Origin of the sequence: Enterovirga sp. (genome assembly GCF_028290205.1) — a bacterium.
Lineage (GTDB): Bacteria > Pseudomonadota > Alphaproteobacteria > Rhizobiales > Beijerinckiaceae > Enterovirga.
The window spans coordinates 1-19,282 of record NZ_JAQGKF010000134.1; the positions used below are offsets into that span (position 1 = coordinate 1).

18 protein-coding genes are annotated in these 19,282 nt (G+C 71.0%); 13 read left to right on the plus strand and 5 right to left on the minus strand.

Features of this window, described 5'->3' with window-relative positions:
- From JWR86_RS09370 to scpB, 4 genes are all read left to right on the plus strand, one after another.
- A partial coding sequence (locus tag JWR86_RS09370; RefSeq protein ID WP_299564094.1) for an SPOR domain-containing protein occupies positions 1-419 on the plus strand: 419 nt, incomplete at its 5' end.
- 40 nt (positions 420-459) lie between these two features.
- A complete protein-coding gene (nagZ, locus tag JWR86_RS09375) occupies positions 460-1,479 on the plus strand; it encodes a beta-N-acetylhexosaminidase (RefSeq protein WP_299564097.1) in 1,020 nt (339 codons plus the stop codon).
- Positions 1,480-1,518: 39 nt separating this feature from the next.
- The gene (locus JWR86_RS09380) at positions 1,519-2,328 is read left to right on the plus strand and encodes a ScpA family protein (RefSeq protein WP_299564100.1); all 810 of its coding nucleotides are present in this window, start codon (positions 1,519-1,521) and stop codon (positions 2,326-2,328) included.
- Positions 2,329-2,411: 83 nt separating this feature from the next.
- Positions 2,412-3,032, plus strand: coding sequence for an SMC-Scp complex subunit ScpB (scpB, locus tag JWR86_RS09385; RefSeq protein ID WP_299564145.1), 621 nt, complete (start codon positions 2,412-2,414; stop codon positions 3,030-3,032).
- Between the two features lie 2 nt (positions 3,033-3,034).
- Here the strand turns inward: scpB and bcsS are convergent, their stop codons facing one another.
- Positions 3,035-3,754: a cellulose biosynthesis protein BcsS gene (gene bcsS, locus JWR86_RS09390; RefSeq protein WP_299564103.1), complete on the minus strand. Its 720-nt coding sequence runs from the start codon at positions 3,752-3,754 to the stop codon at positions 3,035-3,037.
- A gap of 215 nt (positions 3,755-3,969) precedes the next feature.
- Between bcsS and JWR86_RS09395 the strand changes: the two genes are divergently transcribed.
- From JWR86_RS09395 to JWR86_RS09415, 5 genes are all read left to right on the plus strand, one after another.
- Entirely contained in the window at positions 3,970-4,239 is a 270-nt protein-coding gene (locus JWR86_RS09395) for an usg protein (RefSeq protein WP_299564106.1), read from the plus strand.
- A gap of 83 nt (positions 4,240-4,322) precedes the next feature.
- Complete coding sequence (locus JWR86_RS09400) at positions 4,323-4,970, plus strand: exopolysaccharide biosynthesis protein (protein WP_299564109.1); 648 nt, start codon at positions 4,323-4,325, stop codon at positions 4,968-4,970.
- Between the two features lie 215 nt (positions 4,971-5,185).
- Positions 5,186-5,875 (plus strand): response regulator transcription factor, encoded by a 690-nt coding sequence (locus tag JWR86_RS09405; RefSeq protein WP_299564112.1) that lies wholly within the window; start codon positions 5,186-5,188, stop codon positions 5,873-5,875.
- Entirely contained in the window at positions 5,859-7,271 is a 1,413-nt protein-coding gene (locus tag JWR86_RS09410; protein WP_299564115.1) for an ATP-binding protein, read from the plus strand. Before JWR86_RS09405 ends, JWR86_RS09410 begins: the two co-directional genes overlap by 17 nt.
- Positions 7,268-10,123, plus strand: a complete 2,856-nt coding sequence (locus tag JWR86_RS09415; protein WP_299564118.1) for a bifunctional [glutamine synthetase] adenylyltransferase/[glutamine synthetase]-adenylyl-L-tyrosine phosphorylase — start codon at positions 7,268-7,270, stop codon at positions 10,121-10,123. Before JWR86_RS09410 ends, JWR86_RS09415 begins: the two co-directional genes overlap by 4 nt.
- A 2-nt stretch (positions 10,124-10,125) precedes the next feature.
- Here JWR86_RS09415 and JWR86_RS09420 read toward each other — a convergent pair whose 3' ends face one another.
- Positions 10,126-12,297: a PAS domain-containing sensor histidine kinase gene (locus tag JWR86_RS09420; RefSeq protein WP_299564121.1), complete on the minus strand. Its 2,172-nt coding sequence runs from the start codon at positions 12,295-12,297 to the stop codon at positions 10,126-10,128.
- 285 nt (positions 12,298-12,582) lie between these two features.
- Positions 12,583-15,225 (minus strand): aminopeptidase N, encoded by a 2,643-nt coding sequence (gene pepN, locus JWR86_RS09425; protein WP_299564124.1) that lies wholly within the window; start codon positions 15,223-15,225, stop codon positions 12,583-12,585.
- Positions 15,226-15,375: 150 nt separating this feature from the next.
- Here pepN and JWR86_RS09430 point away from each other — a divergent pair, with 150 nt between their 5' ends.
- Positions 15,376-15,816 carry a VOC family protein gene (locus tag JWR86_RS09430; protein WP_299564127.1) on the plus strand — a complete coding sequence of 147 codons (441 nt, stop codon included), beginning with the start codon at positions 15,376-15,378 and terminating at the stop codon, positions 15,814-15,816.
- Between the two features lie 39 nt (positions 15,817-15,855).
- Here JWR86_RS09430 and JWR86_RS09435 read toward each other — a convergent pair whose 3' ends face one another.
- Positions 15,856-16,062 carry a DUF1902 domain-containing protein gene (locus JWR86_RS09435; protein ID WP_299564130.1) on the minus strand — a complete coding sequence of 69 codons (207 nt, stop codon included), beginning with the start codon at positions 16,060-16,062 and terminating at the stop codon, positions 15,856-15,858.
- Positions 16,059-16,475, minus strand: a complete 417-nt coding sequence (locus JWR86_RS09440; RefSeq protein WP_299564133.1) for an acyl-CoA thioesterase — start codon at positions 16,473-16,475, stop codon at positions 16,059-16,061. Before JWR86_RS09440 ends, JWR86_RS09435 begins: the two co-directional genes overlap by 4 nt.
- A gap of 176 nt (positions 16,476-16,651) precedes the next feature.
- Here JWR86_RS09440 and JWR86_RS09445 point away from each other — a divergent pair, with 176 nt between their 5' ends.
- Genes JWR86_RS09445 through JWR86_RS09455 form a run of 3 tightly spaced genes read left to right on the plus strand, consistent with a single transcriptional unit; the run spans position 16,652 to position 19,156 of the window.
- Positions 16,652-18,058, plus strand: a complete 1,407-nt coding sequence (locus JWR86_RS09445) for a cytochrome ubiquinol oxidase subunit I (RefSeq protein WP_299564136.1) — start codon at positions 16,652-16,654, stop codon at positions 18,056-18,058.
- Complete coding sequence (gene cydB / locus JWR86_RS09450; RefSeq protein WP_299564139.1) at positions 18,055-19,062, plus strand: cytochrome d ubiquinol oxidase subunit II; 1,008 nt, start codon at positions 18,055-18,057, stop codon at positions 19,060-19,062. The genes JWR86_RS09445 and cydB overlap by 4 nt, the downstream gene beginning before the upstream one ends.
- Positions 19,046-19,156, plus strand: coding sequence for a DUF2474 family protein (locus JWR86_RS09455; RefSeq protein WP_299564142.1), 111 nt, complete (start codon positions 19,046-19,048; stop codon positions 19,154-19,156). The genes cydB and JWR86_RS09455 overlap by 17 nt, the downstream gene beginning before the upstream one ends.
- Positions 19,157-19,282 lie beyond the last annotated feature (126 nt).

The following is a 19,282-nucleotide window of genomic DNA, read 5'->3' on the forward strand; positions in this document are numbered from 1 at the left end:
CCGAGCCGCCGGCCACCAGTGAGGCCACGCCGGCCCCCGTGAAGGTGTTGCCCCCGGTGCGGCCGCGCTCGTTGTCCGAGAGCCCCGCGGCCGAGGCGCCCGCCCGCACGGCGGCGCTGGACACGGACGCTCCGGCCTCCCGCGCCGACCGCAAGCCGGCGGCCGAGGCTGGCGGCAATTTCGCCGTCCAGATCGCCGTGCGGCCGACCGAGGAGGAGGCGCGCAGCGCCTACAGCCAGCTCCAGGACAAGTTTGCCGCCGATCTCGACGGCAAGCCGGCCCGCGTCACCCAGGGCGAGGTGAGGGGCAAGACGGTCCACCGCGTGCGGGTCGGACCCATGAGCAAGGCGGACGCGACCGCACTCTGCAACAAGCTGAAGGGCTCGGGCGGCTCCTGCTTCGTGGCCAACCTCAATTGACCCGGGCCCTCCTGCCCGGCGCTGCGAGGGGGCGGCCGCAATGAGCGCGCGCGCCTTTGTGGCCGGCTGCGCCGGACCGGATCTGTCGGCGGAGGAGCGCAGCTTCTTCCGCGAGGCCGATCCGTTCGGGCTGATCCTGTTCCGGCGCAATGTGGTCTCGCCCGATCAGGTGCGGGCCCTGACCGCCGCGTTTCGTGAGGCGGTCGGCCGGGACGACGCCCCGGTTCTGGTGGACCAGGAGGGCGGCCGCGTGCAGCGGCTCGGTCCGCCGCATTGGCCGCGCTATCCGGCCGGCCGGGCCTATGGCCGCATCACCCGCGACGCCGCGGCCAGCGGACGCGATCCGGCGTGGCTCGGCGCGCGCCTGATGGCGCACGACCTGCGGGCGCTCGGGATCGACGTGAATTGCCTGCCGGTGCTCGACGTCCCGGTGCCGGGCTCGCACGACGTGATCGGCGACCGTGCCTATGCCGAGGATCCCGACGAGGTCGCCCGGCTCGGTGGCCAGGCGGCCGCCGGGCTTCTGGCCGGCGGCGTGCTGCCCGTGGTCAAGCACGTGCCCGGGCACGGCCGGGCCATGGCCGACAGCCATCTCGCGCTGCCGCGTGTCGACGCCTCGCTCGAGGCGTTGCGGGAGCGCGATTTCCGCCCCTTTCGGGCGCTGGCGCACCTGCCGGTCGCGATGAGCGCGCACGTGGTCTACGAGGCGATCGATCCCGACCGCCCGGCCACCACGTCGCCCCTGGTGATCGGCGGCATCGTGCGGGGCGAAATCGGCTTCGACGGCCTTCTCCTGACCGACGATCTGTCCATGCGGGCGTTGTCGGGCGACTTTCGCGATCGGGCCGAGGCGGCTCTCCAGGCCGGCTGCGATGTGGCGCTCCATTGCAACGGCGACCTGAGCGAAGCCCGGCGCGTCGCCGAGGGTTCGCCGCGGCTCGCCGGCCCGTCGCTGCGCCGAGCCGAGGCGGCGCTGGCGCTGATCCGGGCCGAGCCCGACGCCTTCGATCCTGTGGACGCGCGTCTGGCGCTTGAGACGGCGCTGACCGCCGCGGCGTAGGGAAGGGTGCGTCGCCCCCTCCCGGCGATCGGACCCGGAATGGCCGACGAGCTCGCTTTCGACGCCGAGACCAACTCCCTTGATCGGCTCTCGGGCGATCCGCTGCTGGTGGTCGACGTGGCCGGTTTCGAGGGCCCTCTCGACCTCCTGCTCGACCTCGCCCGCCGGCAGAAGGTGGATCTGCACGAGATCTCCATTCTGGCCCTGGCCGAGCAATACCTCGCCTTTGTCGAGACCGCCCGCACGCTGCGGCTCGAACTCGCGGCCGATTACCTCGTCATGGCGGCCTGGCTCGCCTACCTGAAATCGCGGCTGCTGCTGCCTGAGCCGCCCAAGCCCGAGGGGCCGAGCGCGGGCGAACTCGCCTCGGCGCTGGCCCTGCGCCTCCGCCGTCTCGACACCATCCGGGAGGCGGCGCGGCTGCTGGGTGAGCGAGCCCAGCTCGGCCGCGAGGTCTTTCCGGCGCGGGCCCGAACAGTGGAGGCGCCGGTCGGCCGGCCCCGCTACGAGGCCAGTCTGTTCGACCTTCTCTCCGCCTATGCCGCGCAGCGGGACCGGCAGGTGGAGGTCACGGTGACGGTGCATCGCCGGCCGGTCTGGTCGCTCGACGACGCCCGGGAGGCGCTGCGGCGTCTGCTCGGCCGCGGGCAGAACTGGACCGAGCTCGACCCCTATCTCCTGCGCTACGTCGGCTCGCCGCCCGCCACGCCGGCCTCCGTCCTGGCCTCCTCCCTGTCGGCGCTGCTGGAAATGGTGCGCGAGGGCAGGGCGGTGCTGGAGCAGGACGCGCCGTTCGCGCCGCTGCGGGTCAGGCGGGCGGAGCCCACGCTGCGGCTGGTCGCCTCGTGACCGAAGCGGCCCTCAGGCGCCTCGCCGCCATTTCCCGCTCCCTCGCGGCCGCGGAGCCGCGTTCCGGGCCTGGCCGGGACGTCATGCGGCGCGCGGAGGCGGTTCTGTTCTCCGCCCCCGAACCCCTGACCTCGGCACAGCTCGCCGAACGGCTGCCGGCGGGGGCCGACGTCGACGTCGTCCTGGCCGAGCTCTCGGCCTTCTACCGGGATCGCGGCGTGAACCTGGTCCGCGTGGCCGGCGGCTGGTGCTTCCGGACGGCGGAGGACCTTGGCTCTGTCCTCGGCCCCGCCGACGCGCAGCCCGTCCGGCTGTCCCGGGCCGCGATGGAGATCCTGGCCATTGTCGCCTACCACCAGCCGTCCACCCGGGCCGAGATCGAGGCGATCCGCGGCGTGGCGGCCTCGAAAGGCACGCTGGACACGCTGATCGAGACGGGCTGGGTGCGCCTGCGCGGCCGCCGCCGCGCCCCCGGCCGGCCGGTGACCTACGGCACCACGCCAGCTTTTCTGGCGCATTTCGGTCTCGACGCCATCACTGACCTGCCCGGGCTCGAGGAGTTGAAGGGGCTCGGCTTCCTGGAAGGCCGGCTTCCGCAGGGGCTCGCGCCGCCCGCGCCGTCGGACAGCCTGGCCCTGATGGCCGACGAGGACCCGCTGGAGGCCGATCTCGGCTCCATGACGCCCTACGGGCCGGACGAGTAGCCTCAGAGCCGCATCCAGACGCTCAGTCCGAGATACGGGGAGCCGCGCCGGTGCGCGTCGTCCTGCATCCAGCCCGCGGAGGCCCGGAAGGTCAGGATCCAGAGCCGCAGCCCGGTCACGTGAGCCCCCCAGCGGACCTCGCTGTAGGTCGGCGTGACATAGAAGGTCACCTCCGGGCCCGCGAAGAGCCCATCGGTGACCCGCAGGCCGGCCGAGGCGCGGCCCCACAGGCTGGCCCGGGTCGACCCCGAGATCAGCGTGCCGGTGACGAGCGTGTCCGCGCTCGGGTGAGCCCACAGGTCGACCTGGCCCCGGATGCCGAGCCGAGGCTTTGAGAAGCGCAAGGCGCGACCGCCATAGGTCACCTGTTCCTGGTGCAGTTCCGGCCCCGCATAGGCCCCGAGATGCAGGGCGCCGAGGTTCCACTGGTATCCGGGCGTCACGGCCGTCTGGTGGGTGAAGCGGAGCACCGGAAGGTCTCCCCCATCGGTCCTCAGCCGCTCCTGGGTGAGGCCGAACCCGGTGACCTCCAGGGCCATGAAGCCGCTCCGGTCGAGCGATCCGACCAGGCTCTGCTTGGCGCCTCCGCTCATGAACACCGAGCGACCCGCGTCCAGGCTGCCGAACAGGACGGTGCGCTGGTCCTCCGGCCGGATGAACAGGTTCTCATCCCGCGCTGCGGCCGGGGACGCGCCGGCGCCCACGCCGAGGAGCCCGGCCAAGAGACCTAAAACGACGCGAACGCGACGCGAACTCAACTTCCACTGCCCCGTGAGGAGGGACGATGCCGAATAGTGACCGAAACGTCGGACGTCTTGCAATGGCGGTGCTGCCACAACTGCTGGGCGGCCTTCCCGTCCGTAGCGAGAGCGTTAACGAATCCGCTCGAAACTCCCCGGGTGGCCGGCATTGCCGGCCCCGGAACAAGGGGGTCGCCATGGTCTCTGAGGATTTCCGCCGCCAGCTCGCCGGGTACGGGCTCACGACCGCAACCATCCTGTATGGCCTGCCGGACCACCCGCGGCTGCTGCAGAGCTTCGTGTGGCAATGCTATGACCTGGCGCCCCGCTTCCCCGAACTCGGCCGGTTCCTGGACTTCTGGCGCCGCGAGCTCGATGGCCCGCTCCACTCGGTCACGGTGGCCCATTGCGGCCTCATCAAGCCCGCGGAGTTCCGGGCCGTCAGCGGCGTCCTGACTCTCCATTGAGCCGCTCGCCGCAGGGCGGCCGACTTGGCCGGGGGGGCCGGCTGGGCTAGAGGACCCGGCAACTCACCAATCCCGGTAGGCGTTTGTTCCCTGAAGCACGCATTTCGGCGGTCCTGTCCTCGCTGGCAGGACACGCAGGCGACCGGCTGACCGTCGCTGACATCGTGGCGGTCCTGCGCGACAGGGCCTTCGCCATCCTGATCGTGCTGCTCGGCCTTCCGAATTGCCTGCCGATGCCGCCTCCGATCCCGCTCGTCTGCGGCCTGCTTCTTCTGCTGGTGGCGGTTCAGATCGCGGCCGGGCAGGAATCGCCGTGGCTACCGCAGCGCCTGCTTCGGCAATCCGTTCCCCAGGAGGCGGTCACCCGGGCCGTCCTGCGGGCCATGCCCGTGCTGAAGCGGCTCGAACTCCTGTCGCGTCCCCGCTTCGCCTTTCTCGAGACGCCTCTCGCGCTGCGGCTGATCGGCTTCCTGCTGCTGTCCCTGGCGTTGGGCCTGCTCGTCGCGGCCCCGGTGATCGGCCAGATCCCGATCGGCGTCGCGGTGTGCCTGGTCGGGCTCGGCCTGGTGGAGCGGGACGGGGTCGTCGTGCTGGTCGGAATCGTGCTCGGAGCGGTGGGCTTGGCGGCCAATTTCGGCTTCGCCTACGCCATCTTCTCCCTCGTCGAGCACCTTGTCTGGGGCGACGGGGCGAGCTTACCGAATGTTCATCCGGACGCGATGCCGAGGTAATCTGTCACCCTCTAACCATGCTGGCCATGGATCGGGTCTGCGGCCGCCGCCGAGGCGGTCTGGAGGAAGCCGGAGAGACTTCACCCGCAACGACCCCCTGTGACGAGACCAGGGCTGCATTCGTCGCCCCCCGCCAGTCCTGCGTTTCGTGACGGCAGGCCGGATGTGCGCATCCGGCCTGCCGCTCCCCCGTCGGCTGGGCTAAGGACACGGCCATGCGGATCCTGGTCATCGAGGACGATCGCGAGGCGCTGGCCTATCTGGTCAAGGCGTTCCGGGAATCCGGCCATGCGGCGGATTCGGCGCCCGACGGGCTGGATGGCTACGCCATGGCCCGGGAGGGCCAGTACGACGTGCTGGTCGTGGACCGCATGCTGCCCAAGCTCGACGGCCTGTCCGTCATCCGCTCCCTGCGCGAGCAGAAGGTGGAGACGCCGGCGCTGATCCTGTCCGCCCTGGCCCAGGTGGACGACCGTGTGAAAGGCCTTCGCGCCGGCGGCGACGATTACCTGCCGAAGCCCTACGCGTTCTCCGAGCTGCTGGCCCGGGTCGAGGTGCTGGCGCGCCGGAACGCCCGGAGCGGCGGCGCCGCGGAGGCGACGAGCTACCGGGTCGGCGATCTCGAACTCGACCGGCTGTCGCACCGGGTCAGCCGGGGCGGGCAGGACATCCCTCTCCAGCCGCGCGAGTTCCGCCTGCTCGAATACCTCGTGCGCCATGCGGGCCAGGTCGTGACCCGGACCATGCTGCTGGAACACGTCTGGGACTACCATTTCGATCCCCAGACCAATGTCATCGACGTTCACGTGTCCCGCCTTCGGGCCAAGATCGACCGCGGGTTCGACCGGCCGCTGATCCACACGGTGCGGGGCGCCGGATACATGGTCCGTGACGGCGCGCGGTAGCCTGCTGCCCAAGCTGGTGCGCACGACCGCCTTTCGGCTGTCGCTCGCGTACCTGGCCTTTTTCGCGGTCTCCGTGTTCCTGATCCTCGCCTATGTGGCCTGGAACACCACCCGGCTGTTCAACGATCAGGTGCTGGAGACGATCGAGGCGGAGATCACCGGCCTCGCGGAACAGTACCGGACGGCGGGCATCCGCCGCCTCGTGGCCATCGTCGACCGGCGCAGCCGCCAGCCGGGCGCGTCGCTGTACCTCGTGACAACGTTCCAGGGCGAGCGCATCGCCGGCAATGTGGGCTCGCTGCCGCCCGGCACCCTCGACACCGCCGGCCAGCGCGAGGTGGATTACGCCCGGGCGGACGAGGAGACGCGCGAACACACCGCCATCGTGAAGGTGTTTCTGCTGCCCGGTGGGTTCCGCCTGCTGGTGGGCCGCGACCTCGAGGACCGGGTTCGGATCCGGGACATCATGGGCCGGGCGCTCGGCGCGTCTCTGCTCCTGGTCGGCATCCTCGGCTGCCTGGGCGGCTGGTTTGTCAGCCGGCGGGTGTTGAAGCGTATCGATGGGATGACCGGGACCACCGCCACGATCATGGCCGGCGACCTCTCCGGCCGGCTCGAGATCGCCGGCACGGATGACGAGCTTGACCGGCTCGCCCTCAATGTGAACGCCATGCTCGACCGCATCGGCGAGCTGATGGCCGGCATCACCGAGGTGTCCAACAACATCGCCCACGACCTCAAGACGCCGCTGTCGCGTCTGCGCAATCGGGCCGAGGAGGCCCTGCGGACGCCCGACGATGCGGCGGCGCTGCGGGAGGCGCTGGAGCGGGTGATCGACGACAGCGATAACTTGATCCGCATCTTCAACGCCCTTCTGATGATCGCCCGGCTCGAAGCCGGGCATGCGAGCGAGAGCATGGAGCATTTCGACGCCGCCCAGGTCACGCGAGACCTGGCCGAACTCTACGAGCCGGCGGCCGAGGATGCCGGGCTGTCGCTCGAGATCGAGGTCGAGCCCGACCTGCCTGTTCACGGCAGTCGGGAGCTGCTGGGCCAGGCCGTGGCCAACCTGATCGACAACGCGATCAAATACGGCGCCGAGGGGCGCGGCGGCGCGCCCGGTGCCGTGCGGGTCACGGCCGAGCGCGACGCGTCGGCCGTGCGCATCACCGTGGCCGACCGCGGCCCGGGCATTCCGGAGGGCGATCGGGCCCGGGTTCTGGACCGATTTGTCAGGCTCGAGGCGGCCCGGACCCGCCCCGGCTTCGGGCTGGGGCTTAGCCTCGCGGCCGCCGTGGCGCGGCTGCATGGGGGAGCGCTCACTCTGGCGGATCACGGGCCCGGATTGCAGGCCGTGCTGTCGCTGCCGGTCCGCACGGCAGCGGCCGCCGCGTGAGCGAACCTCTCGCACGCCGCGTCGCGCTGCTCGGACGGCACGGTCCCGACGCCTGGGCCGCGCTGGAGCGGAGCATCCGGCAGGGATCCCCGTTTCTGCGCGACCTGATCGACCGCGACCCGGAGGGTTTCGGAGAGCTGGCGGACGCCGATCCCGAGGTGGTCCTGCGCGGCCTGGTGGCGGATCAGGCGGCGGCGGGGCGGCGCTTCGCGGCCGGCGAGCTGGATCGCTCCGGCCTCGCCGCGGCCCTCAGGGGCAATCGCCGGCGGCAGGCCCTTCTGGTGGCCTTGTGCGATCTCGGCGGCGTGTGGTCGGTGGAGCAGGTCACAGCGGCCCTCACCGCCTTCGCGGACGCCTCCGTGCAGGGCGCCACGGAGGCGGCGCTGCACGAGGCGCTGGATGCCGGCAAGCTGGACCCCGGCGGGATCGGTCCCGACGGCGCCGGCTGCGGCCTCACCATCCTGGCGCTCGGCAAGCACGGCGCGGGCGAGCTCAACTATTCGAGCGACATCGACCTCGTCGTCTTCTTCGACCCGACGGCCGCCGCCCTGACGCCCGGGGCCGAGCCGTCGCGCCTCTACAACCGGGCGGCCCAGGCCGTGGTGAAGTTCCTGTCCGAGCGCACCTCGGACGGCTACGTGCACCGGGTCGATTACCGGCTGCGGCCGGATCCCGGCTCGACCCCGGCCGCGATCTCGCTGCCGGCCGCCTACACGTATTACGAGACCGTGGGGCAGAACTGGGAACGGGCGGCCATGATCAAGGCGCGCCCGGTCGCCGGCGACATCGCGCTCGGCGAGCGCTTTCTCCGGGACCTCACGCCCTTCATCTGGCGCAAGTATTTCGACTTCGCGTCCATTGCCGACATCCACGCGATGAAGCGGCAGATCCATGCCGTGCGGGGTCACGGCGAGATCGCGGTCGCCGGGCACGACATCAAGCTCGGCCGGGGCGGCATCCGGGAGATCGAGTTCTTCGTCCAGACGCAGCAGCTCGTCTTCGGCGGCCGCCGCGCCTCGCTGCGCGGACGCCGCACGCTGGACATGCTCGGCGCCCTCCATGGCGAGGGCTGGATCAGCGCGGGGGCGCGCGACGAGCTTTCCGCCGCCTACCGCTTCCTGCGCGAGATCGAGCACAGGCTGCAGATGGTGGACGACGAGCAGACCCAGCGGCTGCCCTCCGACCCCGAGGCGCTGGCCCGCTTCGCGGGTTTTGCGGGCTATCCCGACACGGCGAGCTTCGGGGACGCGCTGACCGGGCATGCCCGGCGCGTCCAGCATCATTACGGGCTCCTGTTCGAGGATGCGCCGGCGCTCGCCTCCGATCTCGGCAGCCTGGTCTTCACCGGCACGGAGGACGATCCGGCCACGCTCGCCACCCTGGCCGGCCTCGGCTTTCGCGACCCGGCCCGCACGGCTGAGACGGTGCGGGGCTGGCATTTCGGGCGCCGCGCCGCGATCACCTCGCCACGCGCCCGCGAGGTGCTGACCGAACTCGTGCCGCCGCTGCTGCAGGCGCTCGGCGGAACCGGGGACCCGGACGGCGCCCTGGCGCGGCTCGACGATGCGTTCGCCCGCATGCCGGCGGCGGTCGAGCTCCTGACGATCCTGCGCTCGCGGGAGCGGCTGCGCCTGCTCTTCGCCGACCTTCTCGGCACGGCGCCGCGGCTGGCCGAAGCCGTGGGTGCGCGGCCGCACCTGCTCGACACCGTGATCGACCCGGCGCTGGCCGAGCCGGTCAGCGACGACCGCGCCATCGAGGCGGAGCTGCGGGCGAGCCTCGGCGAACCGGTCGGCACGGAGGCTTTCCTCGACCAACTGCGCGACGCCGTGCACCGGCTCCAGTTCGTCACGGGAGCGCGGCTTCTGTCCGGCATCCTTCCGCCCCGGGAGGCCGGAGCGGCCTATGCGGCCATCGCGCGGGCCAGCATTCGGGTGTCGCTCGATCGCGTGTCAGAGGTCTTCGCCCAGGAGCATGGCGCGGTGCCGGGCGGCAGGATCGCCGTGCTTGGGCTCGGCCGCCTAGGCGCCGGCGACCTGACGGCCGGCTCCGATCTCGACCTCACGGTGCTCTACGATTTCGATCCGGAGGACCGGACGAGCCGGGGCGGCCCGCGCCCGCTCGATGCGGTGGTCTACTACACGCGCCTGACGCAGCGGCTCATCGCCGCCCTGACGGTGCCGACCCGGCGCGGGCGCCTGTTCGACATCGACATGCGGCTCAGGCCCTCGGGCACCAAGGGGCCGCTGGCCTCGCAATTCTCCGGCTTCCGCAGCTACCATGACGGCGAGGCGGAGCTGTGGGAGCACATGGCGCTCACACGTGCCCGGGTTCTGGCCGGGGATGCGGATCTCGGGCAGCGGCTCGAGGCGGCGATCGCCGACATCGTTCAGCGCCCGCGCGAACAGGCCACCGTCTACCGTGGCGTCGCGGAGATGCGCGAGCACGTGGCCCGGGAAAAGGGGGCCGACCAGCGCGACCTCAAGCTCGCCCGGGGCGGGATCCTCGATCTCGACTTCCTGGCCCAGGCCGTGGTGCTGGCCCATGCCGCCGCCCATCCGGGTCTCGCCGGCCTGTCCACGCCCGAGGCTCTCAGCGAAGCCGGCCGGCTCGGGCTGCTGCCGGAGGCGGAGGTGGCGGCCCTCCTGTCGGCGCACAGGCTGCTCGGGGACGTGCTGCATTGGCAGCGGCTGACGCTCGGGGCGAGGCTGGACGAGGCCGAGCGGGCGCCGGCGCTGGTGCGGCGCCTTGCCGGCATGGTGGGCGCGCCCGACCCGGCGGCCTTCGTGAGCACCCTCGAGGACGCGAGACGGCCGGTCGCGGCGATCTTTGCGCGGGTGCTCGCGAGCTAGGGCTATTCGGCCGCGATCAGGACCGGCCGGGCCCGCTGGCTCTCTCCGGCCTGCGCCGCCTGGTGGTCGTTCGCGGCGGGCTGAACCAGCGGCAGGCGGACCAGCACGATGGTGCCCACGCCCGGCTCGGACCTGATGCGCATGCGACCGCCATGCATCTCCGCAAGACCCCGGGCGATCGCGAGTCCGAGCCCGGTGCCGCCGCCGCTGCGGCGGTATTCGGCCTCCGCCTGAACGAAGGGCTTGCCGAGCCGCGGGATGATCTCGGGCTCGATGCCGATGCCGGCATCCTCGACATAGACGTGGACATGCGCGTCCACCTGGCGGGCGCAGATCCGGATGGCGCCGCCGGGCGCGGTGAACCGGATCGCGTTGCGGAGCAACTGCACCAGCACGTCGTGCAGGGCGGAGCGGTCCGCCTGGAGCAGCAACGGGGTGGCGACATCGGTCAGGACGGAGACGTCCTTGGCGGCGAGGTCGGTCCGCAGGCCGGCCAGCGCCCCCTCGATGACGCCTTCCACCCGCGTCAGCTCCGGATTGAACCGGATCCGGCCGGATTCGATGCGGGACATCTGCAGGATGCCGTCGATCACATCCAACAGCTTCATGCCGCTCTGGTGGATGTCGCGGCTGTATTCGGCGTAGCGTTCGCAGCCGATCGGCCCGAACATCTGGTCGCGCATCACCTCGGCAAAGCCGATGATGGCGTTCAGCGGCGTGCGGAGCTCGTGACTCATCCGGGCCAAGAATTCCGTCTTGGCCTGGTTCTCCTCGATCTTGCGCTCGGCGAGCGCGGCGAAGTGCTGGGCGGCCGTTTCGGCCTGCCGGACGGAGCCCTTGAGCTGCCGCTCTCTCTCCCGCAGCTTCGCCTCGGAGCGCTTCAGGGCGCTGACATCCGTTTCGACGGACACGATGCCGCCGTCGCGCATGCGGCGTTCGTTGACCTGAAGCCAGCGTCCGTCCGGCAGCTGCGTCTGCATGCGGCGTGTGCCCGGAAGATCGCGGTGCTGCCCGGCCACGGCGTTCGCGGTGACGCAAGGCTGCATGGCGGCCGTGATCTCGGCCCGGCTCGTGCCGGGCCGTGTGATCTCGGCCGGCAAGTCGTGCAGGTCGCGGAATTTCGAGTTGCACAGGATGAGCCGGTCTTCGGCGTCATACAGAGCGAAGGCCTCGGACAGCGTCTCGACCGCGTCCCGGAGGCGGAGGTCGGCGTCGGCCCGGCTGGCGGCGCGACGGCGCTCTTCCGTGACGTCGGCCGCGAAGCCGACGATGTGCTGGCCGCCGTCGACCGGATCGCGGACGACCTCGCCGGTGATGCGCAGCCACATCCAATGGCCCGTCGCGGTGCGGGCCCGCATTTCGTGATCGATCCGCCGCTGCGGGGCGGCGGCAGCGGCGCGCACCAGCGTCACCAGGCATTGGTCGACGGGCCGGATGATGGCCGCGACCTCGTCCGCGGTCAGGTCCTCGCCGCGCGGCTCATAGCCGAGCAGGTCGTACATGGAGGCCGACCAGACCACCTGTCCGCGTGCCACGTCCCAGTCGAAGACCCCGCAGCGCCCCTGGATCAGGGAAGCGTCGAGCCGGCGCGTCAGCCGCGTGCAGGTGGTTCCGGCGACGCGGGCCCGGCGCGCGAAGCAGATGCAGCCGCCGGCGAGCCCGCCGATGCCCAGGACGAACAGCAGCGCGACTGTGGGCGAGCCCTGAAGAAAGGCCGGCGGCACGGGCAGCGCCGAGAGCGGCTGCACCATCAGCAGGTAGCCGGAGGGAAGGCTGCGGATCGCCGCAAGCGCCGCCGTTCCGTCGCGCAGCGTCGCCACGATGACGTCCGGGCGGCCCGGCACCGGCTGGGCCACGTCGCGGAACAGCCCGCCGACGCTGGCCGCGCGAAGCTGCTCGGGCGGCTCCCTGGCCACGATGGACCCCTGCGGGTCGGCGAGGTAGAGGGCTCCGGCTGGCGACCCGCCCGAAACCTGGAGCAGGCGGTTCAGTCCGCCCAGGATCTCGGCCGGTGTGCCGGCGCCCGGACCCGCCGAGCGGACCTCGTGAGCTGCCAGGCTCGCCACGATGTCGAGATGCCGGGCCTGGGCCTCGAGCCGGGCTGCCCGGCTGCTGACGTGGTCGGACCACATCGCGACGGCACCCGCCGCGATCAGAAGGGCGAGGGCGGCCAAGAGAACGGCCGGCCGTGCGGCAAAGGACTGGACCCGGCGCGCCAGGGTTGCCGAGAAAGCACCTGGGAAGGGCCGAAGATGTACGCGCGCAGCAACGCCGTCGGCGTTCGCACCCATGCGCGAGCCCCCTTAAATCATCCAGATTGTCCGTCGAAGATGTGCCGCATCCCGCCGAATCGATAACAATAGAATCGCGGTTCGCTGATTTGTCCAGCACCGGCCGCGACGGGTGTGGATGCCCGCCGGGAGTGTGACTCTTGTGCCCTCTGGGCCACCCTGCTGCGGTCAGGTCTCCCCGAGCGAGCGCGCCGCGATGTCAGCGACGTCGGGGGAGAGGTTGTCCGCCCCCTTGATGCGTCGGAGCGCCGCCTGGGCCTGCCCGCGCCGGCCGGGCTCCATCAGGCGCCAGGTCGAGAAGGCCGTGAGGAGCCGCGCCGCCACCTGCGGATTGGCCCCGTTCAACGCCAGGACGATGTCGGCCAGGAAGTCGTAGCCGGCCCCGTCCGGCCGGTGGAACTGCGTGGGATTGCCGAGCGCAAAGGAGCCGACCAGGGCGCGCACGCGGTTGGGGTTGGAGAAGGCGAAGCCCGGGTGGTTCATCAGCGCGCGAACCCGGTCCAGCGTCGTGGCCTCCGGCACCGTGGCCTGGAGCGCGAACCACTTGTCGAGCGCCAGCGGCTCCTCGGCATAGCGCGCGGCGAAGCCGGCAAAGGCCGCCTCCCGGTCGGGGCCGGGAATGAGCGCCAGGGCCCCCAGCGCCGCCAGCCGGTCCGTCATGTTGGTGGCCGCCTCGAATTGCTGCGCCGCCTGGCGGGCGCCCTCGTCGGGATCGGCCGCCCCCAGGAGGTCGAGGGCGGCGTTGCGGAGCGCCCTCCGGCCGGCGCTGGCCGCGTCCGGCGAGTAGCGTCCGCCCTCCGCCGGCCCGGCCCGCACCTCTCGCAAGGAGGGCGCGAGGGCACGGCCGACGTCGCGCCGCACGACGTCCAGCGCCCGGCGCACCGCGTCGGGGTCGACGTCCTGGCCGATCTCCTGGGCGATCTCCGCCTCCCCGGGCAGGGCCAGCATCACGGCCGCAAAGGCCGGATCGCGATCCGCCTCAGCCGCGAGGCATGTGGCGAGCGCGGCCGCATAGGCGGCGATCTCGGCTCCGGCTCTGCCGCTCTCGTCCCCGGCGAGGCGAACGAGCAGGCGCAGCGCTACGGTCTGGGCGGATTGCCAGCGGTTGAACGGATCCGTGTCGTGGCGCACCAGCGTGAGGAGGTCGGATTCGGGCAGGTCGAGCTTCACCTTCACGGGAGCCGAGAAGCCCCGAAACAGGGACGGGACCGGGCGCGACGTCACGCCGGAGAGCGTCAGGCTGTCCTCCTCCCGCTCCAGCAGAAACACCCCGTCCGGGCTGAGCCGCGGGCTCGCGGCCGCGATCTCGCCGCCGGATTCGGACACGAGGCCGAGGGCGACCGGGATGACCAGCGGCGCCTTGTCCGGCTGGCCCGGCGTCGGCGGGGTGGTCTGCCGGAAGTCGAGACGGCAGGTCGCGGTGGCCGCATCGTGCTCCATCCGGACCGTGACCGTGGGGGTTCCGGCCTGCTCGTACCAGCGTGCGAAGTGGCTGAGGTCGCGCCCCGACACGCTGGCAAAGGCATCGAGAAAATCCTCGACGGTTGCGGCGGTGCCGTCGCAGCGCTCGAAATAGCGCGTCATCCCGGCCGCGAAGGGCTGCTCTCCCAGCACCGTCTTCAGCATCCGGATGATCTCGGCGCCCTTCTCGTACACCGTCGCCGTGTAGAAGTTGTTGATCTCGCGGTACTGGGTGGGCCGCACCGGGTGCGACAAGGGGCCGGAATCCTCAGGGAATTGCCGGGCCCGCAAGGTCCGGACCTCGCCGATCCGGTGCACGGCGCGCGACCGCTCGTCGGAGGAGAATTCCTGGTCGCGGAAGACCGTGAGGCCCTCCTTCAAACAGAGCTGGAACCAGTCCCGGCAGGTGATGCGGTTGCCCGTCCAGTTGTGGAAGTATTCGTGCGCGATGACCGCCTCGATATGGGCGTAGTCGGTGTCGGTCGCGGTGTCCGGGCTGGCCAGGACGTATTTGTCGTTGAAGATGTTGAGGCCCTTGTTCTCCATGGCGCCCATGTTGAAGTCGGACACGGCCACCACGTTGAACACGTCGAGATCGTATTCGCGGCCGAACACGCGCTCATCCCACAGCATGGAGCGCTCCAGGGCGTCGAGCGCATATTCGGCGCGGCTCTCCTTGCCGGGTTCCACGAACACCGCGATCTCGACGGGGCGGCCGCTGGCCGTCGTGAAGGGCTTGGCGATCTTGGCGAGCCGGCCGCCCACCACCGCGAAGAGGTAGCCGGGCTTCGGATGCGGGTCGTGCCAGAGGGCGAAATGCCGCCGCTCCCCGACCGGGCCCGTTTCGACGAGGTTGCCGTTGCCGAGGAGGATCGGCGCCTCGTCGCGGTCGGCCTCGATCCGGGTCGTGTAGACCGACATCACGTCGGGCCGGTCGATCGCATAGGTGATGCGCCGGAACCCGTCCGCCTCGCATTGCGTGCAGTAGATGCCGCTTGAGCGGTAGAGCCCCATCAGCTTGGTGTTGGCGGTCGGGTTCACCTCCGTCCTGACCGTGAGCCGGAAGGGCCCGGGCGGCGGGGCGAACACGGTCAGCTTGTCGGACGAGCAGTCGAAGGCGGCTTGATCGAGCCGCTGCCCGTCGAGCTCCACGCCGAGCAGCATGAGCTCGTCGCCGTCCAGAACCAGCGCGGCGCCCGCGACGCCACACGGGTTGGGCCGGATGGCCAGGACCGAGGTGATCCGGGTCGCGGTTGGATGCAGCCGGATGTCGAGCTCGATCGTGTCCACGAGGTAGTCGCTCGGACGGTAATCGGCCAGGCGGGTGACGGGGGCGGTGTCGGTGCGCATGGCCCCAACCTAATGGGCCGCCCGTCCCGGGAGAAGGTCGACCGCTCGCTTCGGCGCGGCCGGCAGCGCCGGCCGGACTTCCCGCGGCCTCTCCGAAGGCTTATCTCGCGGCCAAGCCGGGGCCGCCGGCCGGTTCAGGAGAATGTCGCCGTGGAATTCCTGCACACGATGGTGCGCGTCACCGATCTCGACGCATCGCTCGACTGGTATTGCAACAAGCTCGGCCTCGAGGAGGTGCGGCGCCGCGAGGACGAGAAGGGGCGCTTTACGCTCGTCTTCCTGGCCGCCCCGGGCGACAAGGAGACGGCGAAGACGACGAGCGCGCCGCTGCTCGAACTGACCTACAATTGGGACCCGGAAGAATACACCGGCGGCCGCAATTTCGGCCATCTCGCCTATCGCGTCGATGACATCTACGCGACCTGCCAGAAGCTGATGGATGCCGGCGTCACCATCAACCGCCCGCCGCGGGACGGCAACATGGCTTTCGTGCGCTCGCCCGACAACATCTCGGTCGAGTTGCTGCAAAAGGGGCCGCCCAAGGCGCCCGCGGAGCCGTGGCTGTCCATGCCGAACACCGGCAAGTGGTGAGGGGCGCGCGCCGCTGAGCTGCCCTGGCCTGGGCAGCCTTCAGGGCAGGGCGATCTGTCGGATCAGGCCCGGCAGGTCGTCCAGGAGTTCGTCGAAGCTCTCCGCGCTCCCGGTTAGGCCCGGGACGCTGGAGGCCTGCACGAACCAGACCTCGCCGTCCGGATCGTAGGCGAGGGCGACGCTGTGCTCGCCGATGCGGACCACCGCCCCATCGCGGGCGGCCCGCAGGGGGCTCTCCCCGCTCACGCGGTCAGAACCTCGGTTTCGGCCGGCACGGGCCGCGGCCGGCCCTGCTCGTCGATCGCCACAAAGGTGAAGGTCGCGTCCGTGACCTTGTCGCGCAGCCCGGTCCGGAACCGGGTCGCCCAGGCCTCGATCTCGATCTTCAGCGAGGTGCGGCCGATCCGGCCGATGCGGGTATAGACCGACAACACGTCGCCGATGCGCACGGGCTGGATGAAGGTCATGGCGTCCACGGCGACCGTGACCACGCGGCCCTGTGCCCGCTCCACCCCGGCGATGCCGCCGGCCTGGTCCATCTGCGACATCACCCAGCCGCCGAAAATGTCGCCATTGGCGTTGGTGTCGGCCGGCATGGCGATGGTCCGCACGGTCAGTTCGCCACGCGGCAGGTCGGTCGTGGGTGTCGCGTGAGCCATGAGCGGGAGCGGAGCCTCGGTGAGCGCTGCGTTTAGCATTTCGCCGCGCGGCGTGCATGGGCCCGCGTGCCGGGCCGCGTGCGGCCGCGCGACAACGGGCGGGGTTGGCTTCGTGCCGCGCCGGTGATTTGCATCGTGTCTCGGGCCGGCGCCATGGCCCGAGCGGAGGAGGGGTGATGTTCGGCGATTTCGATGCGGTGCTGCTGGCCCGAATCCAGTTCGCCTTCACGATGTCGTTTCACATCATCTTCCCGGCCTTCTCCATCGGGCTCGCGAGCTATCTCGCGGTGCTCGAGGCCCTGTGGTTGTGGACCGGGCAGGACCGTTATCTCAATCTGTTCAAGTATTGGCTGAAGATCTTCGCCATCGCCTTTGCGATGGGCGTCGTGTCCGGCATCGTCATGTCCTACCAGTTCGGCACCAACTGGTCGGTCTTCTCCGACAAGGCCGGGCCGGTGGTCGGGCCGCTGATGGCCTACGAGGTGCTGACCGCCTTTTTCCTCGAGGCCGGGTTCCTGGGCGTGATGCTGTTCGGCATGAACCGAGTCGGCAAGGGCCTGCACATGCTGGCGACGGGGCTCGTCGCCACCGGCACCTTCATCTCGGCCTTCTGGATCCTGTCGGTGAATTCCTGGATGCAGACGCCGACCGGGCACGGCGTCAACGACCAGGGCCAGTTCGTGCCGCTCGACTGGTGGGCGATCGTGTTCAACCCGTCCTTCCCCTACCGCCTCGTGCACATGGTGCTCGCGGCCTATCTGACCACCGCGCTCGTGGTCGGGGCGGCGGGCGCCTTCCACCTCCTGCGCGGCCGGGCGAGCCAGGAGGCCCGCACCATGTTCTCCATGGCCATGTGGATGCTGATCTGCGTCGCCCCGGTCCAGATCCTGGCGGGCGACCTGCACGGCATCAACACGCTGGAGCACCAGCCGCCCAAGGTCATGGCCATGGAGGGCCACTTCCAGAGCCATCCGAACGGCGCACCGCTGATCCTGTTCGGCCTGCCCGACCAGGCCGCCGCCACGGTTCGCTACGCGCTCGAGATCCCGAAACTGTCGAGCCTGATCCTCAAACACGACCTCAACGCGCCGCTGGCCGGGCTCGACACGGTGCCGCGCGAAAACTGGCCCCCGGTGCCGATCGTGTTCTGGTCCTTCCGGATCATGGTGGGGCTCGGGCTCCTGATGCTCGCCCTGGGCGCCGTCGGGCTCGTCGCCCGCTGGCGCGGCGGCCTCTACAAGTGGCGGCCGCTGCACGTCTTCGCGCTGCTGATGGGGCCGGCCGGGTTCGTGGCCGTGCTGGCCGGCTGGGTCACGACGGAGGTCGGGCGGCAGCCCTTCACCGTCTACGGCCTGCTCAGGACGGCGGATTCCGTGTCGCCGCTCGCCGCGCCCGCGGTCGGGGCGTCGCTCGTCGCCTTCGCCGTGATCTACCTCTTCGTCTTCGCGGCCGGGATGTTCTACATCCTGCGCCTGATGAGCCACGCTCCGCATCCGGGCGAGCGCGGGCCTGAACAGGGCCAGCCGGTCCGGACCGCCGGCATCACGCCGGCCCCGGCCGTCGCCGCCGGAGCCAACCCATGAGCGGCCTCGACATCCCGGCCATCTGGGCCTTCGTGATCGCCTTTGCGGTCTTCGCCTACGTGGTCATGGACGGGTTCGACCTCGGGGTCGCGCTGCTGTTCCCCTTCTGCTCCGAGCGGCACGACCGCGACGTCATGATGAACTCGGTCGCGCCGGTCTGGGACGGCAACGAAACCTGGCTGGTGCTCGGCGGGGGCGGGCTGTTTGCGGCCTTTCCGCTCGCCTACGGCATCGTCATGCCGGCCCTCTATGCGCCGCTGATCGCCATGCTGCTGGGCCTCGTGCTGCGCGGCGTCGCCTTCGAGTTCCGCTGGCGCACCGAGCGCTGGAAGCCGGTCTGGGACATCGCCTTCACGGGCGGCTCGCTGGTCGCGGCCCTCGCGCAGGGCATCGCGCTCGGCGCCCTGCTTCAGGGCATCCGGGTGGAGGGGCGCGCCTATGCGGGCGGCTGGTGGGACTGGCTGTCGCCGTTCTCGCTGCTGACCGGGGCCGCGGTGGTGATCGGCTACGGTCTCCTCGGCGCCACCTGGCTCGTCATGAAGACCTCCGGCGACCTGCAACTCCGGGCCCTTCGCCTCGCCCGGCCGCTTGCGGCACTGACCCTTGCGGCCATCGTGGCCGTCAGCCTCGCGACGCCGTTTCTGGAGGGCAAGTACTGGCAGCGTTGGTTCGAGATGCCCGGCATCCTGGTCGCCGCGCCGGTGCCGCTCGCTCTGGCCGGCACGGCGCTGCTGCTGTTCCGCAGCCTGGCCGATGCGCACGATTACAAGCCGTTTCTGCTCTCGCTCGTGCTGTTCGGGCTCTGCTTTGTCGGGCTCGGCATCTCGATCTGGCCGGACATCGTGCCCGGCCGGGTGACCATCCATCAGGCGGCGGCGCCTGAATCGAGTCAGATCTTCGCCCTGGTCGGGGTGCTGATCCTGGTGCCCATCATCATCGCCTACACGGCCTATGCCTATTGGGTGTTCCGCGGGAAGGTCGATCCCGATGCCGGATACCACTAGGGGGCGCCGCCTCGCCTGGTTCGTCGGGCTGTGGGCGGCCGGCGTCCTGGTCGTGGCGGCCGTGGCTTACGGCTTGCGCCTCGTGATCCTCTAGCGTGCCGCCCGGGCCGGGCCCTCAGCGGGCGAGGGCCTTGTCGTAGATCGTGAAGTCGAACAGGCCCTCCACGGGCGGCGCCGTCGCGAAATCGCCGATCTCGACCTCGAAGGCGAGGCTGTCGCG